This window comes from Neisseria shayeganii 871 (genome assembly GCF_000226875.1).
Classification (GTDB): domain Bacteria; phylum Pseudomonadota; class Gammaproteobacteria; order Burkholderiales; family Neisseriaceae; genus Eikenella; species Eikenella shayeganii.
Genome location: NZ_JH164926.1, coordinates 1461855 through 1478519, shown reverse-complemented (window position 1 = coordinate 1478519; position 16665 = coordinate 1461855). Strand labels below are relative to the sequence as shown.

Annotated in this window: 13 protein-coding genes and 2 pseudogenes; 10 read left to right on the top strand and 5 right to left on the bottom strand. The window is 62.9% G+C overall.

The window, feature by feature from the left end:
* Positions 1 to 41: 41 nt before the first annotated feature.
* Both HMPREF9371_RS13470 and prmC read right to left on the bottom strand, forming a co-directional pair.
* Positions 42 to 232 (bottom strand): annotated as a pseudogene (locus HMPREF9371_RS13470) (ATP-dependent exonuclease).
* Between the two features lie 31 nt (positions 233 to 263).
* Positions 264 to 1097, bottom strand: a complete 834-nt coding sequence (gene prmC / locus HMPREF9371_RS06765) for a peptide chain release factor N(5)-glutamine methyltransferase (RefSeq protein ID WP_009119265.1) — start codon at positions 1095 to 1097, stop codon at positions 264 to 266.
* Positions 1098 to 1184: 87 nt separating this feature from the next.
* Here prmC and nhaA point away from each other — a divergent pair, with 87 nt between their 5' ends.
* The 8 genes from nhaA to HMPREF9371_RS06725 all read left to right on the top strand — a co-directional run bounded on the left by nhaA (position 1185) and on the right by HMPREF9371_RS06725 (position 7132).
* Entirely contained in the window at positions 1185 to 2330 is a 1146-nt protein-coding gene (gene nhaA, locus HMPREF9371_RS06760) for a Na+/H+ antiporter NhaA (protein WP_009119264.1), read from the top strand.
* Between the two features lie 109 nt (positions 2331 to 2439).
* Entirely contained in the window at positions 2440 to 3519 is a 1080-nt protein-coding gene (apbC, locus tag HMPREF9371_RS06755) for an iron-sulfur cluster carrier protein ApbC (protein ID WP_009119263.1), read from the top strand.
* A 72-nt stretch (positions 3520 to 3591) separates the two neighbouring features.
* A complete protein-coding gene (locus HMPREF9371_RS06750; protein ID WP_009119262.1) occupies positions 3592 to 4008 on the top strand; it encodes an HIT family protein in 417 nt (138 codons plus the stop codon).
* A gap of 175 nt (positions 4009 to 4183) precedes the next feature.
* Positions 4184 to 4549 carry a hypothetical protein gene (locus tag HMPREF9371_RS06745; protein WP_009119261.1) on the top strand — a complete coding sequence of 122 codons (366 nt, stop codon included), beginning with the start codon at positions 4184 to 4186 and terminating at the stop codon, positions 4547 to 4549.
* A gap of 175 nt (positions 4550 to 4724) precedes the next feature.
* Positions 4725 to 5597 (top strand): HvfB family MNIO-type RiPP peptide maturase, encoded by an 873-nt coding sequence (locus HMPREF9371_RS06740; protein ID WP_009119259.1) that lies wholly within the window; start codon positions 4725 to 4727, stop codon positions 5595 to 5597.
* A complete protein-coding gene (locus HMPREF9371_RS06735) occupies positions 5584 to 6300 on the top strand; it encodes an HvfC family RiPP maturation protein (RefSeq protein WP_009119258.1) in 717 nt (238 codons plus the stop codon). The genes HMPREF9371_RS06740 and HMPREF9371_RS06735 overlap by 14 nt, the downstream gene beginning before the upstream one ends.
* Positions 6297 to 6878: a sigma-70 family RNA polymerase sigma factor gene (locus HMPREF9371_RS06730; protein WP_009119257.1), complete on the top strand. Its 582-nt coding sequence runs from the start codon at positions 6297 to 6299 to the stop codon at positions 6876 to 6878. Before HMPREF9371_RS06735 ends, HMPREF9371_RS06730 begins: the two co-directional genes overlap by 4 nt.
* A 74-nt stretch (positions 6879 to 6952) precedes the next feature.
* Complete coding sequence (locus HMPREF9371_RS06725; protein ID WP_009119256.1) at positions 6953 to 7132, top strand: zf-HC2 domain-containing protein; 180 nt, start codon at positions 6953 to 6955, stop codon at positions 7130 to 7132.
* Between the two features lie 136 nt (positions 7133 to 7268).
* On the opposite strand, the gene recB is transcribed toward HMPREF9371_RS06725, so the two are convergent.
* Positions 7269 to 10814 carry an exodeoxyribonuclease V subunit beta gene (gene recB, locus HMPREF9371_RS06720; RefSeq protein ID WP_009119254.1) on the bottom strand — a complete coding sequence of 1182 codons (3546 nt, stop codon included), beginning with the start codon at positions 10812 to 10814 and terminating at the stop codon, positions 7269 to 7271.
* A gap of 100 nt (positions 10815 to 10914) precedes the next feature.
* The gene (gene recC / locus HMPREF9371_RS06715) at positions 10915 to 14100 is read right to left on the bottom strand and encodes an exodeoxyribonuclease V subunit gamma (RefSeq protein WP_009119253.1); all 3186 of its coding nucleotides are present in this window, start codon (positions 14098 to 14100) and stop codon (positions 10915 to 10917) included.
* A 111-nt stretch (positions 14101 to 14211) separates the two neighbouring features.
* On the opposite strand from recC, the gene HMPREF9371_RS13465 reads away from it, so the two are divergent.
* Positions 14212 to 14415: a hypothetical protein gene (locus tag HMPREF9371_RS13465; RefSeq protein WP_009119252.1), complete on the top strand. Its 204-nt coding sequence runs from the start codon at positions 14212 to 14214 to the stop codon at positions 14413 to 14415.
* A gap of 62 nt (positions 14416 to 14477) precedes the next feature.
* On the opposite strand, the gene dnaK is transcribed toward HMPREF9371_RS13465, so the two are convergent.
* A complete protein-coding gene (gene dnaK, locus HMPREF9371_RS06710) occupies positions 14478 to 16406 on the bottom strand; it encodes a molecular chaperone DnaK (RefSeq protein WP_009119251.1) in 1929 nt (642 codons plus the stop codon).
* A 181-nt stretch (positions 16407 to 16587) separates the two neighbouring features.
* Here dnaK and HMPREF9371_RS12755 point away from each other — a divergent pair.
* Positions 16588 to 16665 (top strand): annotated as a pseudogene (locus HMPREF9371_RS12755) (ATP-dependent exonuclease); the annotation flags it as partial.

Here is a 16665-nt window from a genome sequence, read left to right as displayed (position 1 = left end):
CAGCCTTTGTCGTTACGGCATGAAAGTGCAGTTATGGCTTTTTAATGAAGAGGCTGAGACCTTTGCAAAACCCCCAGATGTGGATGCAGTTCAAGGCGTAGCAGCGCAGCGAACGTGAACGTCAGGAATCCCTGTGGGACAGACATATCATACAGATAGGCAAGTGAGCGAGCAGTACCCATAGGGCATAAACGCACAACGCAGAAATGCGCCGCAGATGGGGGTTTTGCAAAGGTCTCAGGCTTTCAGGTAGCCTGAGCGCTTCAATCCGGCAGGCGGCCTAAAGTTATGCGGTCCAGTCCCGCCAAATCGGGCAGGGTGGCCACGTCTTGAAACCGATTTTCCGCTAGAATGCCGCGCACGGCCGGGCCTTGGTTCCAGCCGTGTTCCAGCATCAGCCAGCCGCCGGCTTTGAGGTGGCGGACGGCGCCGGCGGCCAGGGTGCGGATGTGGGCGAGGCCGTCGCCGAAATCGGTGAGCGCGGCGGCAGGTTCGAAGCGCAGGTCGCCCTGCTGCAAATGCGGGTCGCCCTGCTCGATATAGGGCGGGTTGGAGAGCAGAATATCGAAGTGTCCGGCGGCGGCCGGCTGTGCCTCAAACCAGGAACCGCAGGCAAATTCGATACGGGCGCCGAGCGTCTCGGCATTTTCCTGCGCCACCGCCAGGGCTTCGCGGCTGAGGTCGGAGGCGCGCACGGCGGCATCGGGCCGCTCCAGCGCCGCGCTCACCGCCAGCGCGCCGCTGCCGGTGCCCAAATCCCACACGCGGCCGCCGGCCGGCAGACGTTCGAGCGCGGCTTCCAGCAGGTGTTCGGTTTCGGGACGGGGAATCAGCACTGCGGGCGAGACGCGGAAACGGCGGCCGTAAAATTCGCGCCAGCCGAGCAGATAGGCCAGCGGTTCGCCGTTTCGCCGCCGCTGCGCCAACGCGTTCAAATCGGCCCATTGCGCCGCCGGCACGGCTTCGCCGCCGCGGCTGATGAGCTGGGCATGGCTGAGGCCGCAGCAGGCCTGCAGCAAGAGGCGGCCTTCCAAGCGCGGCAGGCCGCTTTGGCGCAGCCATTGTTCGTAAGTGAGGGGGGAAGTGTGGAACATCATGTTTCGCTGGGGTTTTCAGGTAGCCTGCCGCGGCGGCGCGAAAGAATTATGCTATAATTACGGATTAACTGATAGATTAGGTAAATAATGACCCGTACACTCATCCACTTTTTCCGTTCCGAGCCGGCCGCCGGCATTGTGTTGATGTTGGCCGCGCTGGCCGGAATTATAACGGCCAACTCCGCCTATGCGCCGCAATATTTCAGCGCGCTGTCGTCTTATGTGGCCGGCCTGAGCGTGGCGCACTGGATCAACGACGGTCTGATGGCGGTGTTTTTTCTGTTTGTCGGCTTGGAAGTGAAACGCGAGCTGTTGGAAGGCGAGCTCGACAGCCACGCCAAACGCTTTCTGCCGGCCGTAGCGGCGGCCGGCGGCCTGCTGGTGCCGGCCTTGGTGTATCTGCTGTTCAACAGTTCGGGCGAGGCAGCCAAAGGCTGGGCGGCGCCGGCGGCCACCGATATTGCGTTTGCCTTGGGCGTGCTGGCGATTCTCGGCAGCCGTGTGCCGGCCTCGCTGAAAATCTTCCTCACCGCCTTGGCGATTATGGACGACTTGGCGGTGATTGTGATCATCGCGCTGTTTTACACCGATCAAATCGCCATGCTGTATTTGGGCTTGGCGGCGCTGGTGTTGGCGGCCTTGTTTGTGCTCAACCGCAAAGGCGTGTTGCGCAGCGCGCCGTATTTGGTATTGGGCGGCCTGCTGTGGTTTTTCTTCCTCAAATCGGGCATCCACGCCACGTTGGCCGGCGTGCTGCTGGCCTTCACCATTCCGCTGCGCGTGCTGGATACAGTGGAAGAAGCACCGCTGCTGAAATGGGAACACGCTTTGGACAACTGGGTATCGTTTTTGGTGGTGCCCGTGTTCGGTTTTGCCAATGCCGGAGTGTCGTTTGCCGGCTTCGAATGGTCGGTGCTGCTCTCGCCTGTGGTATTGGGGATTGCCGCCGGCTTGTTTGTGGGCAAGCAATTGGGCGTATTCAGCGCGGTGTGGCTGGCGGTGAAGCTGGGCTGGGCCAAACTGCCGGAAGGCGCTTCTTGGCTGCAGCTTTACGGCGTGGCGCTGCTGTGCGGCATCGGCTTTACCATGAGTTTGTTCATCAGCCTGCTGGCGTTTGATTTGCCCGTCATGCAGGATCAGGCCAAAATCGGCGTTTTCGTCGGTTCCGGCTTGGCTGCGGTATTGGGTTTCGCCGTACTCTGGGCCGCCGGCCGCAAAACTGCGGCAAGCTGATGGCGGCAGAATCGGATACAGGCTACCTGAAAGCGTTTCAGGTAGCCTTTCTGCTAAAATGCAGGTTCACAACCAGCACACACATTCATCTAACACACAAGGAATCCCCATGAATCCGGAAACTTTGCGCGCCGCCTTAGAAGCGGTGCCGCTGCCCGACAGCCGCCTGAGCATCGGCAGCGAAAAAGCGCTCAAACAGCTGGCGGTGGACAACGGCACGCTGCAAGTCGGCCTGCAGTTCGGCCTGCCGGTGGCCCACCTTGCGCCGGTTTTGGAGCAAACGGTGGCCGAAGCCGTGACCGTAGCCGGTTGGAACGGCCCGCTAAATATCCAAATTGGCAGCCGGATTGAGGCTCATCAGGTGCAGCCGGGCATGCGCACCTTGGCCGGCGTGAAAAATATAGTGGCCGTGGCTTCGGGCAAAGGCGGCGTGGGCAAATCCACCACTTCGGCCAATCTGGCGGTGGCCATGCAGCGCATGGGCGCGCGCGTGGGCGTGCTGGATGCCGACCTCTACGGCCCCAGCCAGCCCACCATGCTCGGCGTGGCCGGGCAAACCCCCGCCCAGCAAAACAGCCGTTTCCTGCCCGTGCGCTCGCCGGAAGGCATCCAGGTGATGTCGATCGGCTTTCTGGTGGACACCGACCAGGCCGTGGTGTGGCGCGGGCCGATGGTCAGCCAGGCGCTGCAACAGCTGCTGTTTCAAAGCGAGTGGGACGAAGTGGACTATCTGTTTATCGACCTGCCGCCCGGCACCGGCGACATCCAGCTGACCCTGTCGCAGAAAATTCCGGTGACCGGCGCGGTGGTGGTGACCACCCCGCAAGACATCGCCCTGATTGACGCCCGCAAGGCGGTGGACATGTTCCGCAAGGTCAATATTCCGATTTTCGGCGTGCTGGAAAATATGTCGGTGCACATCTGCAGCCGCTGCGGCCATCAGGAAGCCCTGTTCGGCCAAGACGGCGGCAAAGCGCTGGCCGAACAGCTCAACGTGCCGCTGCTGGGCCAGCTGCCCTTGAGTCTGCCGGTGCGCGAAGCCATGGATACGGGCCAAGCCGCCGCGCTGCAGGCCGCCCACCCCGCGATTGCCGATGTTTACACCGCCGCCGCCTGGCAGGTGGCGCAGGCAGTGGCCGCCAAAGCACGCGATTTCAGCAGCCGCTTCCCCAAAATCGTGGTGGAATAGCCCGCCCCGCCGACAGCAAACTTTGTTATACAATAGCGCTCCCGTTTTCCAGTCAAACCGCGGAGCGCTTTTATGTCTGCCTACGATCCGAACAATATCTTCGCCAAAATCCTGCGCGGCGAAATCCCCAACCACACCGTTTACGAAGACGAGCACACCCTGGCCTTTATGGACGTGATGCCGCAGGCGCGCGGCCATGTGCTGGTGATTCCGAAAACCGCCGCCGTCGAGCTTTCCGACCTGCCGCTGGACGCCGCCCGCGCCGTGATGGCCACCGCCCAGAAAGTGATGGCGGCGCAGCGTAAAGTGCTGCAGCGGCAGGGCATCGTGCAGATGCAGCTCAACCACGCCCAAGCCGGCCAAAGCGTGTTCCACTACCACCTGCACCTGATTCCCTCCAATGTGCACGAACTGGGCCGCCACGAAGGCGGCATGGCCGATCACGCCGAACTGGCCGCGCTGGCGGCCGAGCTGCGCGCCGCGCTCTAAACCCCGCTGTCACCAATCGGGATATTAAATTTACATTTAAATCAAGTTTTTAATTCAGAATCTCCGCTCCGCCGTCAGAAAAAACGGTAGGGCGGCGTCCAAGCTGGCAAACCGGTATGCCACGGCGAGCCGGCTTGGTTCTTACTCCCTCTCCAATCTACGAAAGGAATTCACGATGAAAAAAAACTCCGTTTTGGCCCTGGCCACCGCCCTGTCTGCCCTGACCGTGGGTGCATACTCCGTCAGCCATGCGCACGGCCATCATGGCCACCACCACCCGGCCGTTGAAAAAGCACAAGAAGCGGCCTGTGGTGCCGCCAAAGCCGGCGAAGCCGCTTGCGGTGCACACAAAGCCAACGAAGCGGCCTGTGGCGCGGCCAAATCCGGTGAAGCCGCTTGCGGCGCCCATAAAGCCAGCGAAGCGGCCTGCGGTGCGGCCAAAGCGAGCGAAGCCGCTTGCGGCGCTCAAAACAAAGCCGGTGAAGCGGCTTGCGGTGCGCACGGCAAATCCGGCGAAGCCGCCTGCGGCGCTGCCCGCTAAACGGTTTTCAGGCTACCTGAAACCGTTTCAGGTAGCCTGAGTTTTTGGCAAAACCCTTCCTCCGGCCAAACATGTCAAACAGGGATGTTTTTGCCAAAACCTCGTTTCCGCCCGGCTCCGGCCAGCGGCTCTGCCGTACCGTTTCACTTCCATGCCCCGCCTTCGGACACCCTTGATGATGCACGCCCCCACTCCGCGCCCCCTGCCCGCCGCCCGCGCCGGCTTGGGCTACCGCCGCTCCTTTGCAGAAGAACTGCTCGGCCTCGATCCGCAGCAATGCCCCATCGCCTTTCTAGAAATCGCACCCGAAAACTGGGCCCGCATGGGCGGCGCGGCCCTGCGCCAATTTGACCAAGCGGCCGAACGCTTCCCCGTGGCCTGCCACGGCCTCTCCCTCTCCTTGGGCGGCCGCGATCCGCTCAACACCGCCCTCTTGGCCGACATCAAACGGCTGATGCACCGCTACGGCATGAGCTTTTTCTCCGAGCACCTGAGCTATTGCGGTCACGAAGGCCAGTTATACGATTTGCTGCCGCTGCCGTTTACCGGCGAGATGGTGCGGCACACCGCCGCACGCATCCGCCAGGTGCAGGACTTCCTCGGCATGCAGATTGCAGTGGAAAACACGTCTTACTATGTGCACAGCGATTTGGCCGAAATGGACGAAGTGGCCTTTTTGAATGCGGTGGCGGCCGAAGCCGACTGCGCCATCCATCTGGACATCAACAACATCTTCGTCAACCAAACCAACCACGGCCTGCTCGACGCCCGCGACTTTCTCGACCGGGTGGACGGCAAACGGGTGCGCTATCTGCACATCGCCGGCCACGAAGCGGAAGCGGAGGACTTGCTGATCGACACCCATGGCGAAACCGTGCGCGATCAGGTATGGGATTTGCTCGACTACGCCTACCGCGTATTGCCCCAAGTACCGCCCACCCTGCTCGAGCGGGACTTCAACTTCCCCCCGTTTGCCGAACTGTTGGCCGAAGTCGCGCACATCGATGCTTTGCAACAACCCTACCGGAGTGAATATGCCGCAGCCTGATGCGGCCGCCTACCAGGCGGCACTGGCCGAATTTGTCCGCAACCCCGAACAGGCTGCGCCGCCCGGTATTTGCCCCGAACGGGCCGCCGTCTATACCCGCCTGACCCGCAACAATGTGCGCAGTTTCGTGCGCCGCTGCTTCACGGCCGCCCGCCCTTTGGCCGATGCCGAGGTGTGGGCCGACTTGGAAAACCGCTTTCTGGCCGAAGCCGCTCCCGCCAGCCCTTATTTCAGCGACATCCCCGCCCTGTTTGTCGAATACGCCCGCACCAACGGACGGTTGCCCGCCCCGCTGCTTGAGCTGATGGATTTCGAAACCGTACAGCTGGCCGCCGAAACCGCCCCGCTGTTTGACCATGCTCCGTCAAGCTGGCGGCACGACACCCCGCTGGGCTTCTCCCCGGCCGCCTTTATCCGCCGCTATCCGGTGGATTTCGTCAGCAGCGGCCTGCAAGGCTTTGCCGACCAAGCGGCAGACGTGCTGGTGTGGCGCAACCGCCAAGATGCCGTGATGCACCGCCTGCTCGATGCCCAACTGCTGCCCCTGCTCGAACACTTCGCCGGCCAAACCGACTCCCTAAACGGCTTGCTGCAGGCGCTGGCCGAAGTGCTGCCCGATGCGGAAACCCTCCGCCCTTGGTTGGCCGAACAAGTCGATGTCTGGGTGCGGCAAGGCGTCTTGCTGCCGAAGGAGGCCGCATGACCGCCTGGAGCTGGAACGATGCCGACACCGCCGAACTGCGCCAGAAACTGCTGCGCTTCGCCCAACTGCAGCTGCGCGATGCGCAATGGGCCGAAGACGTGGTGCAGGACACCCTGATCAAAGCCTTCACCAAGCAAGGGCAGTTCCAGGCCGCCGCCCAATGGCAAACCTGGGTGTTCGCCATTTTGAAAAACACCATTCTCGACCTGCTGCGCCAGCACAAAACCCGCCTGCAATGGCAGGTGAGCAGCGATGACGAAGAATTTATCGACGCGGTCCACGAGCAGCTGTTCGACGAAAGCGGCCACTGGACGCCCAGCGCCAGCCCGCAGGCTTGGGCCCAGCCCGAAAGCAGTCTGCAGCAGCAAGACTTCATGCGCACCCTGCACCACTGCCTGCAGGACCTGCCCGAAAACACCGCCCGCGTGTTTATGCTGCGCGAGATCATGGGTTTGGACGTGGCCGAAATCTGCGAACAAACCGGCATCAGCGCCGACAACTGTTACACCATCCTGCATCGCGCCCGCAACGGCCTGCGCCGCTGCCTGCAAAGCAACTGGTTCGACGAACAGGCCTGATGCTTTTTGATTTGCCCGCCGCCTTTCGCCCATAAAAACAGAGCCGTCAAAACAAACGAAAATGAGGAAAACTGATGCTTACCTGCAAACAAGCCGCCTCCCTGATTTCCCAAAGCCAAGACCGCCCGCTGAGCCGCAGCGAAAAATGGCGTTTGCGCCTGCACCTGTGTTTCTGCCCGCATTGCCGCCGCTACGAAAAACAGCTCGACACCATCCGCAGCAGCATGCAGCAGATGCGCGACGAACAGAAATAATCCCGTCCCGTTCAACACACACCGCACAGGCTACCTGAAACGCTTTCAGGTAGCCTGTTTTGCGACACGGGTTGTATGCTGCCTGACCGGCTCAAACGACCATGCCTTGAAACAGCCGGATCCGAAGCGGCAGTACTCAGTCCAACCACTCTGCCAAAGCGGCGGTGGGGATGTCCCACCGCCAGATGCCTTCCGCTCCGTGCGGATTGAGGCCGCGCAGAAAGAGATAGCGGATGGCGATGGTGTCGGGCAGGGCGCGGCGCTGTTTCAGGTAGCGTGCGGCGGCCACGGCGTAAATGAGGGCCTGCAGATAATAATGGTGCTCGCTGACGGCGGCCGACATCGCCTCGGGGTGATAATCGCGCAAGCGCTTGCCCAAGTGGTTGGACTTGTAGTCGATTACCCACACGCGGCCTTGGCGGCTGCGGGCGATCAGGTCGATGAAGCCGTTGAGAAAACCGTTGACGGTGTGGAAGTCGAGGGCGGCCAGGTGGTCGGCGGCGTGCGGCGGCAGGCCGGTATCGCTGCGGGCGAACCAGCGTTGCAGGCGCGGCAGGCCGAAGTCTTCGATGTGCAGCACAAAGCCGGTTTCCGGCAGCCGCTCTGCGGGCAGGGTATCGGCCAGCGTGGCGCCGGCGTCCAACTCGGCCGCGGCGGCCGCGGCGGCCATCTCCAGCGCGGCGGCCAGATGGCTGTCGGGATCATAGCCGTAGCCGCGCAAAATATCGGCATAGGCCTCGGCCTGTTCGGCGGCGGGGCGGTTGAAATCGGTGTGTTCCAACACGGCATGCAGGCACACGCCGGCTCGGGCGCCGCGCGGGAAGGCCAACAGAGCGGTTTCGGGTACGGCTTCGCTTTCTCCGGCAGGGGCTGCGGATTGGTGTTCCAGCCAGTCTTGTTCAGGTAGCCCGTCTTCGGCGGTGGCGGCTTGGCGGGTCAGGCCGGTGAAGCTGGTGTGGCGGATAAAGCGCCACGGGCGCGGCGGCCAGGTGCAGGCGCGGTAACGGCCCTGCATCGGGTCGGCGGCGCGGTAGTCGGCTTCGGGCGGCTCGTCTTCCCGCCACTGCAGATCGCCGCGGGGGGCGGTGCTGATCAGGCTTTGCCAGGCCTGTTTCAAGGCTTCGGCCAGCGCTTGGTTTTTTAAGGCCTGCCAGCCGGTGCGAATGCGGTGGCAGTCGCCGTCTTCTTCGGCCAAGAGGTAGGCCAGCGCGTTGTCGGCGGTGCTGCTGCAGGCGGCGGCGTACAGCACCAGCTCTTCGCGGGCGCGGGTGAGCGCCACATACAGCAGGCGCAGGCGTTCGCCCATGGCCTCTGCAAACAGCTGCTCCTGGTGTGCTTCGCTCAATTGCGTGCGCGCCAACAGCAGGCTGCGGCCGTTGTCCTGATGCAGCAGCGCCCACTCGGCGGTGTCTCGGCTGCTGGCGTCCCACACAAAGGGGCAGAACACCAGCGGATACTCCAAGCCTTTGGCCGCGTGCATGGTGACAATCTTCACCAGATTTTCGTCGCTTTCCAAACGCAGCATCCGCTCTTTGCCGATGCCGCGGCCGGCCTGGCGCGCCAGCCATTCGGGCAGGGCGGCGGGGGCGGGCAGATCGGCGGCCGCCTCGGCCGCCAGTTCGGCCAGCTGCCAGAAATTGGTGAGGCTGCGCTCGTTGCGGGTGGCGAGCAGATGGGCTTCCAAGCCGCTGGCGCGGGCGAAACGGGCGGCGGCGGCATACACGCCCTGCTGCTGCCACAGGTTGCGCGCGTCTTCGGCCAGCGCGATCCAGCCGGCCAGCGCGGCTTCGTTTTCGTTGAGCGCGGCCAAATCGGCGGCGGTGCGGCCGTAAAGCACGCTGCCGAGCAGAAAGCGCAGGTTTTCGGTGTGCTGCGGGTGCAGCCAAAACGACAGCATCACGCCGAAGGCGCGCGCCTCTTCGCTGTCGAACACCGATTCCTGCTGCAGCAGCACGCTGCGCACACCGCGTTTTTTCAAGGCGCGGGCGGCCAGCGCGGCTTCGTTGTGGGTGCGTACCAACACGGCGATGTGTTGCGGCTCCAAAGGGCGGCCGTCCAGCAAAAGGCTACCTGAACGCGCACGGTTGAGGCGGTCGGCGATTTCGCGGGCGCAGAAATCGGCGGCACGCGCGTGCAGCACGTCTTTGGACGGCAGTTTGTCGTCGGCGCCGGCCGGCGGGTTGATCCAGCGCACCGTTACCGCCGCGCCCGGCGGCTGCAAAGCGCCCTGCGCCCGATGCGCGGCCACCGGCACATAGGGAATATCGGCCAGCACAAACGGCGCGGCGCGGCGCGAAAACAGGCGGCCGATGCCGTCCACCACCGCGCGGCTGCTGCGGTAGTTGGTGGCCAGGGTGTAGCGGCTGGGGGTGTCGGCGGCGGCATCGAGGTAGGCGTGGATGTCCGCCCCGCGGAAGCCGTAAATCGCCTGTTTGGGGTCGCCTACCAAAAACACGGGCAGCCCGCGGTCGATAAAGGCGGTTTTGAACACCGCGTATTGCAGCGGATCGGTGTCTTGAAACTCGTCAATCAGCGCCACCCGCCATTTCTGCGCCAGCGCCTCGGCCAAATCGGCGGCGCGGCTGCCTTCGGTCAGCGCGGTGTGCACGTCGAGCAGCAGATCGTCGAAATCGCGCTGTGTCCGGCGCTGTTTGTCTTCGGCCAGACGGCGGTTCAGGTAGCCCCAACAGGCCAGCTTGAGGCGCACCACGGCTTCGGCCTTGGCTTGCTCGATGGCGAGAAAACAGCGGCCGAATTCGGCCAGCGGGGCGAGGCCGGCGGCTTCGGCCTCGTCTATCTCTTTGCCTTTGTTGACGGCGTCTTTCAGGTAGCCTGCTTCAAACTTCAGCAGATTTTCGGGCTTGCTGAAACTGCGGCGGTGCAGGCCCGATTCGGCCGCTTGCGCCAATTCGGCAAACAGGGTATCGAAGGTTTTGCCGTTGAATGTGCGTTTATTGAGCTGCGGGTGCAGCCGGCGGAAGCCGGCTTCCAACTGCGGCAGGGCATCGCACACCGCCGCCCACGCGGCCTCGTAATCGGCCAACAGTTCGGGCAGGCGGTTTTCCGGCACCACCGCATCGAGAAACGGGCGCTTCAGATACGGCGACAATTCGGCCAACACCGAAGCGGGCGTGAGTTTGAATTCCGCCGCCAACTCGGCATGCAGCGGGTGGTCGGCCACTTCTTCGCGCCAGAAATCCTGCGCCGCCAGCAGGCGGGCGGCGGGGTCGGCATCGCCCACCGTCAGCTCGAACGGCACGCCGCACAAAAAGGCGTAATCGCTGAGCACGCGCAGGCAGAAGCCGTGGATGGTGTAGATGGCGGCGGTGTCGAATCCGCTCAAGGCCGCCTGCACGCGGGCGGCCAGCACGTCGCGGCCGTGCTGCGCCGAAGCCTGCGCCAATAAGTCCTGCAACAGGGCATCGCCCGCCGCTTTATCTTCCTCCTCTGCTTGCAGGCAGGCCGCCGCCTCGCCCAAGCGGGCGCGCAGACGGGTTTTCAGCTCGGCGGTGGCGGCTTCGGTGAAGGTGACCACCAAAATCTGTTCTACCGGCACGCCCTGCAACACCAGCCGCGTAAACAGGGCGGCGATGCCGTAGGTTTTGCCGGTGCCGGCGGAGGCTTCGATCAAATGGGCCTGCGGTTCGAACAGGGGAACGGTGAGCGGGTTGAAAGCGTGCATGGAAAAACTCGGGAAGGGGTTTCAGTTAGCCTGCCGGTGGGCATGGCTGCGTGACGCGCTTGCGGTGCGGCAAGGTCTCGATCTTTAAAACCAGGTGGTTTCAGGTAGCCTCGGCGGCGGCGAAATAAAGATGCAGCGGCACCAACAGCTCGCGCACCAGATTCCAGAACAGCGGGGTTTCAATCGGTTCGGCTTCGTCGCGGCCGAATACCTGCGCCACTTCGGTGCGTTCGGCCTGCCCCGTGCTGAAACGGCCGCTGCGGTAGTCGCCGCGGGCGGCTTTAACGGCGGCATCCGGCGGGGTGTCGCTGTCTTCGGTGTAGGCGCGGGCGGCGGCGAGCGAGGTTTTGGCAAAAAAAGGCAGCGGGCGGCTGTGGCCCAAAGCGTAGTAATCCAACCAAGACGCCAGCCACGCCTGCGCCTGTTCGCGCTCAATCGGCGGCAGGGTGTGTGGGGCGGCGGCGCTGAGCCAATGGGTTTCACGCGGCTGGCTGCCGCTGCCGGCGGCGCAATACACCAAATGCAGCAGCCACAGTTCCACCGTATCGGGAGCGGTGGGTGCGCCGCTGCGGTAGAGGATTTGGCCGTGTTGGTAAAGCTGGCTGAGGCTGCCGGTGAGCCGCCGGCCGCCGCAGGCAAGCTCGAAAGCCTGTGCCGGCAGGCGCGGGCTGTGCAGCAGTTCGCCGTCCAGCCGTTTGACGGCGCGGATGTCGGGTGCCTGCAGCAGGTGGCCGAGCAGGCCGGCGGGCACCAAACCTTGGGCGGCCAAGTGCGCTTCGGTGTCGGCAAAATCCTGATGGCGGCGGCGGGCGTCCAGATATTGGCGGGCGACTTCGTTTGACGCTTCGATGGCATAGGGTTCGGCCGATTCTGCGGCTTCGTCGGCATACGGCTCGCGCCATTGCAGGGCGCGGCCGAGCCAATGGCGCACGGGGTTGCGCCAGAAGCGCAGCAGGTGCTCAAGGGGGATGGGATCGGGGCAGTCGGCCGCGGGCGGGCAGTCGCCGGCAAACGGTGCGGGCGGCTGCGGCAGGCGGTTGAGGGCTTCGGCGTAATCTTGCCGGCTGCTGCTCGGGCTACCTGAAAAATAGCGCGGCGAATACGGCTGCAAGGGATGTTGGCGGATGTGCTGTTCGGCGAATTCGGCGCTGCTCTGCCCGCCCATCAGCGCCAGCACGTCGGCCAATTCGCTGAGCAGCGGCGAGGGGGCGAGGGCTTCGTCTTTGCGGCTGTCGCGGCCGATGTAAGAAAGATACAGCCGGCGGCGGGCGCTGAGCAGGGATTCGAGAAACAGGTAGCGGTCGTCGTCGCGGCGGGCGCGGTCGCCTTTGCGCGGGTGGCGGCTGATGAGGTCGAAGGCGGGAATCTGGGTTTGGCGCGGGAAGCGGCCGTCGTTCAAACCGAGCAGGCAGAGGGTGTCGAACGGCAGGCTGCGCATGGGCACCATGCCGCAGAAGGTGATGCCGCCGCGCAAAAAGCCGGCTTCGCCGCTGCCGGTGAAGAAGCGGGCCAAATGTTCGCAGGCGGTTTCGGGTGGCAGGGGTTTCAGGTAGCCTGCCAGCGCGCTTTCCGCCTGCCAGGCGGCCAAGTCGTTGTGCAGCTGTTGGCGGGCGGCTTGGTCGTCGGCATCGGCGGGTTCGCTGCCGGCGAGGTCATCCAGCAGGGCGTGCAGGCGTGCGCACCATTCGGCCGGCGCGGCATCGGTTTGCCACAGGGCATGATGGCGGCGCAAACAGGCCAACAGCTGCTGCCAACGCGCCTGCACGGCGGTGTGCGACCAATCGGCCGTCCACGGCAGCACGCCTTGCCACAGGCCGCTGTTTTCCGGCATCAGCCAGCCCAAGGCGGTGCGCTCGCTGCCCTGCTGCCAAGTGAAGGCCTCGCCGCTGCCGCCGTAGCGGCGGCGCATGTCGGCATCGCTGCCCCAGCGGATGTTCAGCTCGGCAATGCTGTGGCGCAGGTGGTCGGCATCGCGCTCGGAAAAATGCCAGTGGCGGCAGACGGCGGGCGAATCGAGCAGCGGCAGCACATAATCGGTTTCAAAACGGCTCTGCATCAGCGCCAGCAGCTGCTCGGCCAGCTGCATCAGGGCGGAGCGTCGGCTGATTTTGACGTCGGCCACGCTGTAGGGCAGTGCGGGGCTGCCCGGCTGCTCCTCGCCGAACACGGCATGGATGTAGGGCGCATAGCTTTCGATGTCGGGGGTGAGCACGGCAATGTGGTGCGGCTGCAAATCGGCATTTTCCGCCAGCACGCCCAAGAGCCACTCTTTCAAAATTTGCAATTCGCGCAGGCGGCTGTGGGCGGACTGGATGGTGATGCTGCCGTCCATCGCCGCGCTGCCGCGCTCGGGCAGGCTGAGGGTTTGGATGTCCTGCTGCACGCGCTGCAGCAGCGACGGGGCTGCTGGCGGCGCGGGAAACCAGTCATGCTGTTCGTCCACCCGCCCTTCGGCGGTAAGCATGTCGAAAAAGTCGCGCCCCTGTTTGCCCAAGGAGGCCAACAGCGGATGGCCGGCGGCCTCGGCATCGGGCAGCCCGCTGAACGCCTGCCGGCGGGCGCTTTCGATGTCGCCCCAATAGCGGCTGCTCGGATTGACGGCAAAAATGTGCACTTCGGTGTGCTCGGCCAGGCGCTGCAGCAAATCCAAATACATCGGCGCCAGCGTGGCGATGCCGAACACCAGATAGCGTTCGGGCAGCTTGTCGGCCGACAGCGCAGCCAGCAGACGCCGGCGCTGCTCGGCGCGGTGGCCGCCGTCGGTGCCGTCGGCCGCCAGCAGGCGCCACAATTCGGCCTGCCAGATTTCGTCTGCGCCCAAGCCCATGCTCTCGCCGCTTTCCCAAGCCGCCACCCAATCGGGGCGGTACACCAGATATTGGTCGAACACGTCGGCCAGTTTGCCGGCCAGGCGGTAGGGCGCGGTGCGGCTGCTGTTCAGGTAGCCTGTCAATGCGGTGTGTACCGCCGCCGGCAAATGATCGCCCTGCAGTAGCTGCAACAGCCGCCAGCGCATCACTTCGGGGGCAAACGGATTGAGCGCGGGGGTGTCGGGCAGAAAAGTGCGGGTCAGCCGCCAGCTCAGGGCCGCGGGCAGGCTGAAGCGCAGATTGGCGGCAATGCCGCTGCGCTCGGCCAGATAATGGTTGAGATAGCGGCGCATGCCCTGGCTCTGCACCACGATTTCTTCCGGCGCAAAAGCGCCTTGCAAAGGGGCGTGCTGCATCAAGGCCACGGCGGTTTCGGCCAGAATTTCCAAGCGGTTGGATTGGTAGAGGTGGAGCATGGACGGCAATCGGGAAACAGAGAAACAGCATTATAGCGGAGGGCCGGCCGGGGGCAGCACAAACACAATCAAGGCTACCTGAAAGGCCGGCTGCTCCGCATCTATCCGCAGATGGCGGCAACGGTTTCAGTTAGCCCGAGACCTTTGCAAAACCCCCATCTGCGGCGCATTTCTGCGTTGTGCGCTGCTCGCTTGCTTGCCTATCTATATGATATGTCTGCACTCACTGCGCTGCTACGCCTTGAACTGCATCCACATCTGGGGGTTTTGCAAAGGTCTCAGCCCGCTGAGGGAGCAAAGCTGCAGCACGGTTGAATGCAAGAAAGGCTACCTGAAACGGTTCAGGTAGCCTTTGGCAGACAACAGACGGTTGAATCTTAGTCTTTTTTGTCTTTCACTTCTTCGAATTCGGCATCCACCACGTCATCGTCGGCTTTGCCGCCGGCAGCCTGTTCGCCGCCTTGGGCCGCTTGCGCCTGGGCTTGGGCGTCGGCATACAGCATCTCGCCCAGTTTTTGGCTGGCGGTGCCCAAAGCTTCGGCTTTGGCATCGATGTCGGCTTTGTCGTCGCCTTTCACGGCTTCTTCGGCATCTTTCACCGCGGCTTCGATTTTCTCTTTCTCGGCAGCGTCGAGTTTGTCGCCGTAGTCGGCCAGCGATTTTTTCACCGAGTGGATCAGGGCTTCGGCCTGGTTGCGGCTTTGTACCAGCTCCATCAGTTTTTTGTCTTCTTCGGCATTGGCTTCGGCGTCTTTCACCATGCGCTCGATTTCTTCCTCGGAAAGGCCGGACGAACCTTGGATGGTGATGTTGGCCGCTTTGCCGGTGCCTTTGTCTTTGGCCGAAACGTGCAGAATGCCGTTAGCGTCGATGTCGAAGGTCACTTCAATCTGCGGCATGCCGCGCGGAGCGGGTGCGATGTCGCCCAAGTTGAACTGGCCCAGCGATTTGTTTGCGCTGGCACGTTCGCGTTCGCCCTGCAGCACGTGGATGGTCACGGCAGACTGGTTATCCTCGGCGGTAGAGAACACTTGCGAAGCTTTGGTGGGAATGGTGGTGTTTTTGGTGATGAGTTTGGTCATCACGCCACCCATGGTTTCGATGCCCAGCGACAGCGGGGTCACGTCGAGCAGCAACACGTCGCTGCGGCCGCCGCCCAATACTTCGCCCTGAATCGCGGCACCCACGGCCACGGCTTCGTCGGGGTTCACGTCTTTGCGCGGCTCTTTGCCGAAGAAGTCTTTCACCGCTTCCTGCACTTTGGGCATGCGGGTTTGGCCGCCCACCAAAATCACGTCGTCGATTTCGTTCACGCTCAGGCCGGCGTCTTTAATCGCCACGCGGCAAGGCTCGATGGAGCGGGCCACCAAGTCTTCCACCAGGCTTTCGAATTTGGCGCGGGTAATCTTCATTGCCAAGTGTTTCGGGCCGGTGGCGTCCATGGTGATGTAGGGCAGGTTGATTTCGGTCTGCTGGCCGCTGGAAAGCTCGATTTTGGCTTTTTCGGCCGCTTCTTTCAGGCGTTGCAGCGCCATCACGTCGTTTTTCAGATCGATGCCCTGTTCTTTTTTGAACTCGGCAATGATGTAGTCGATCAGGCGTTGGTCGAAGTCTTCGCCGCCCAAGAAGGTGTCGCCGTTGGTGGCCAATACTTCGAACTGTTTCTCGCCGTCCACATCGGCAATTTCGATGATGGAGATGTCGAAGGTGCCGCCGCCCAAGTCGTAAACGGCAATTTTGCGGTCGCCTTTTTCGTTTTTGTCCATACCGAAGGCCAAAGCGGCAGCGGTCGGCTCGTTGATGATGCGCTTCACTTCCAAGCCGGCGATGCGGCCGGCGTCTTTGGTGGCTTGGCGTTGGCTGTCGTTGAAGTAGGCCGGCACGGTAATCACCGCTTCGGTAACGGTTTCGCCCAAATAGGCTTCGGCGGCCTGTTTCATTTTGCGCAGCACTTCGGCCGAAATTTGCGGCGGAGACAGCTCTTTGCCCTGCGCTTTCACCCAAGCGTCGCCGTTGGCGGCTTTGATGATGTCGAAAGGCATGGTTTCGATGTCGCGCTGAACTTCTTTGTCTTCAAATTTGTGGCCGATCAGGCGTTTGGCCGCGTAGATGGTGTTTTTCGGATTGGTGACCGCCTGGCGTTTGGCCGGGGCACCCACCAAAATTTCGCCGCCGTCCAAATAGGCCACGATGGAGGGGGTGGTGCGGGCGCCTTCGGCGTTTTCAATCACTTTGGTTTGGCCGTTTTCGGAAATGGCCAGGCAGGAATTGGTTGTACCTAAGTCGATACCGATGACTTTTGCCATAATGTATGTACTCCTTGAGTTTGAATATTCAGGGGTTTTCTATTTATGTTGCACCGCAAGGTGCGTTGACTTGAGCACTAAATGGGTTTGCGGTGCCGTTTTTCAAGACTTGGGCCGGAAAGCGATTCAGTGCCCTGTTTTCTATAGAGATAAAGGCTGAGACCTTTGCACCCCCCCCCATCTGCGGCGCATTTCTGCGTTGTGCGCTGCTCACTCACTTGCCTATCTGTATGATATGTCTGTCCCACGGGGATTCCTA

Coding starts and splice junctions, on each gene's coding strand:
- prmC (WP_009119265.1), bottom strand. CDS start 1,097: ATGATGTTCCACACTTCCCCCCTCACTTACGAACAATGGCTGCGCCAA.
- nhaA (WP_009119264.1), top strand. CDS start 1,185: ATGACCCGTACACTCATCCACTTTTTCCGTTCCGAGCCGGCCGCCGGC.
- apbC (WP_009119263.1), top strand. CDS start 2,440: ATGAATCCGGAAACTTTGCGCGCCGCCTTAGAAGCGGTGCCGCTGCCC.
- HMPREF9371_RS06750 (WP_009119262.1), top strand. CDS start 3,592: ATGTCTGCCTACGATCCGAACAATATCTTCGCCAAAATCCTGCGCGGC.
- HMPREF9371_RS06745 (WP_009119261.1), top strand. CDS start 4,184: ATGAAAAAAAACTCCGTTTTGGCCCTGGCCACCGCCCTGTCTGCCCTG.
- HMPREF9371_RS06740 (WP_009119259.1), top strand. CDS start 4,725: ATGATGCACGCCCCCACTCCGCGCCCCCTGCCCGCCGCCCGCGCCGGC.
- HMPREF9371_RS06735 (WP_009119258.1), top strand. CDS start 5,584: ATGCCGCAGCCTGATGCGGCCGCCTACCAGGCGGCACTGGCCGAATTT.
- HMPREF9371_RS06730 (WP_009119257.1), top strand. CDS start 6,297: ATGACCGCCTGGAGCTGGAACGATGCCGACACCGCCGAACTGCGCCAG.
- HMPREF9371_RS06725 (WP_009119256.1), top strand. CDS start 6,953: ATGCTTACCTGCAAACAAGCCGCCTCCCTGATTTCCCAAAGCCAAGAC.
- recB (WP_009119254.1), bottom strand. CDS start 10,814: ATGCACGCTTTCAACCCGCTCACCGTTCCCCTGTTCGAACCGCAGGCC.
- recC (WP_009119253.1), bottom strand. CDS start 14,100: ATGCTCCACCTCTACCAATCCAACCGCTTGGAAATTCTGGCCGAAACC.
- HMPREF9371_RS13465 (WP_009119252.1), top strand. CDS start 14,212: ATGGCGGCAACGGTTTCAGTTAGCCCGAGACCTTTGCAAAACCCCCAT.
- dnaK (WP_009119251.1), bottom strand. CDS start 16,406: ATGGCAAAAGTCATCGGTATCGACTTAGGTACAACCAATTCCTGCCTG.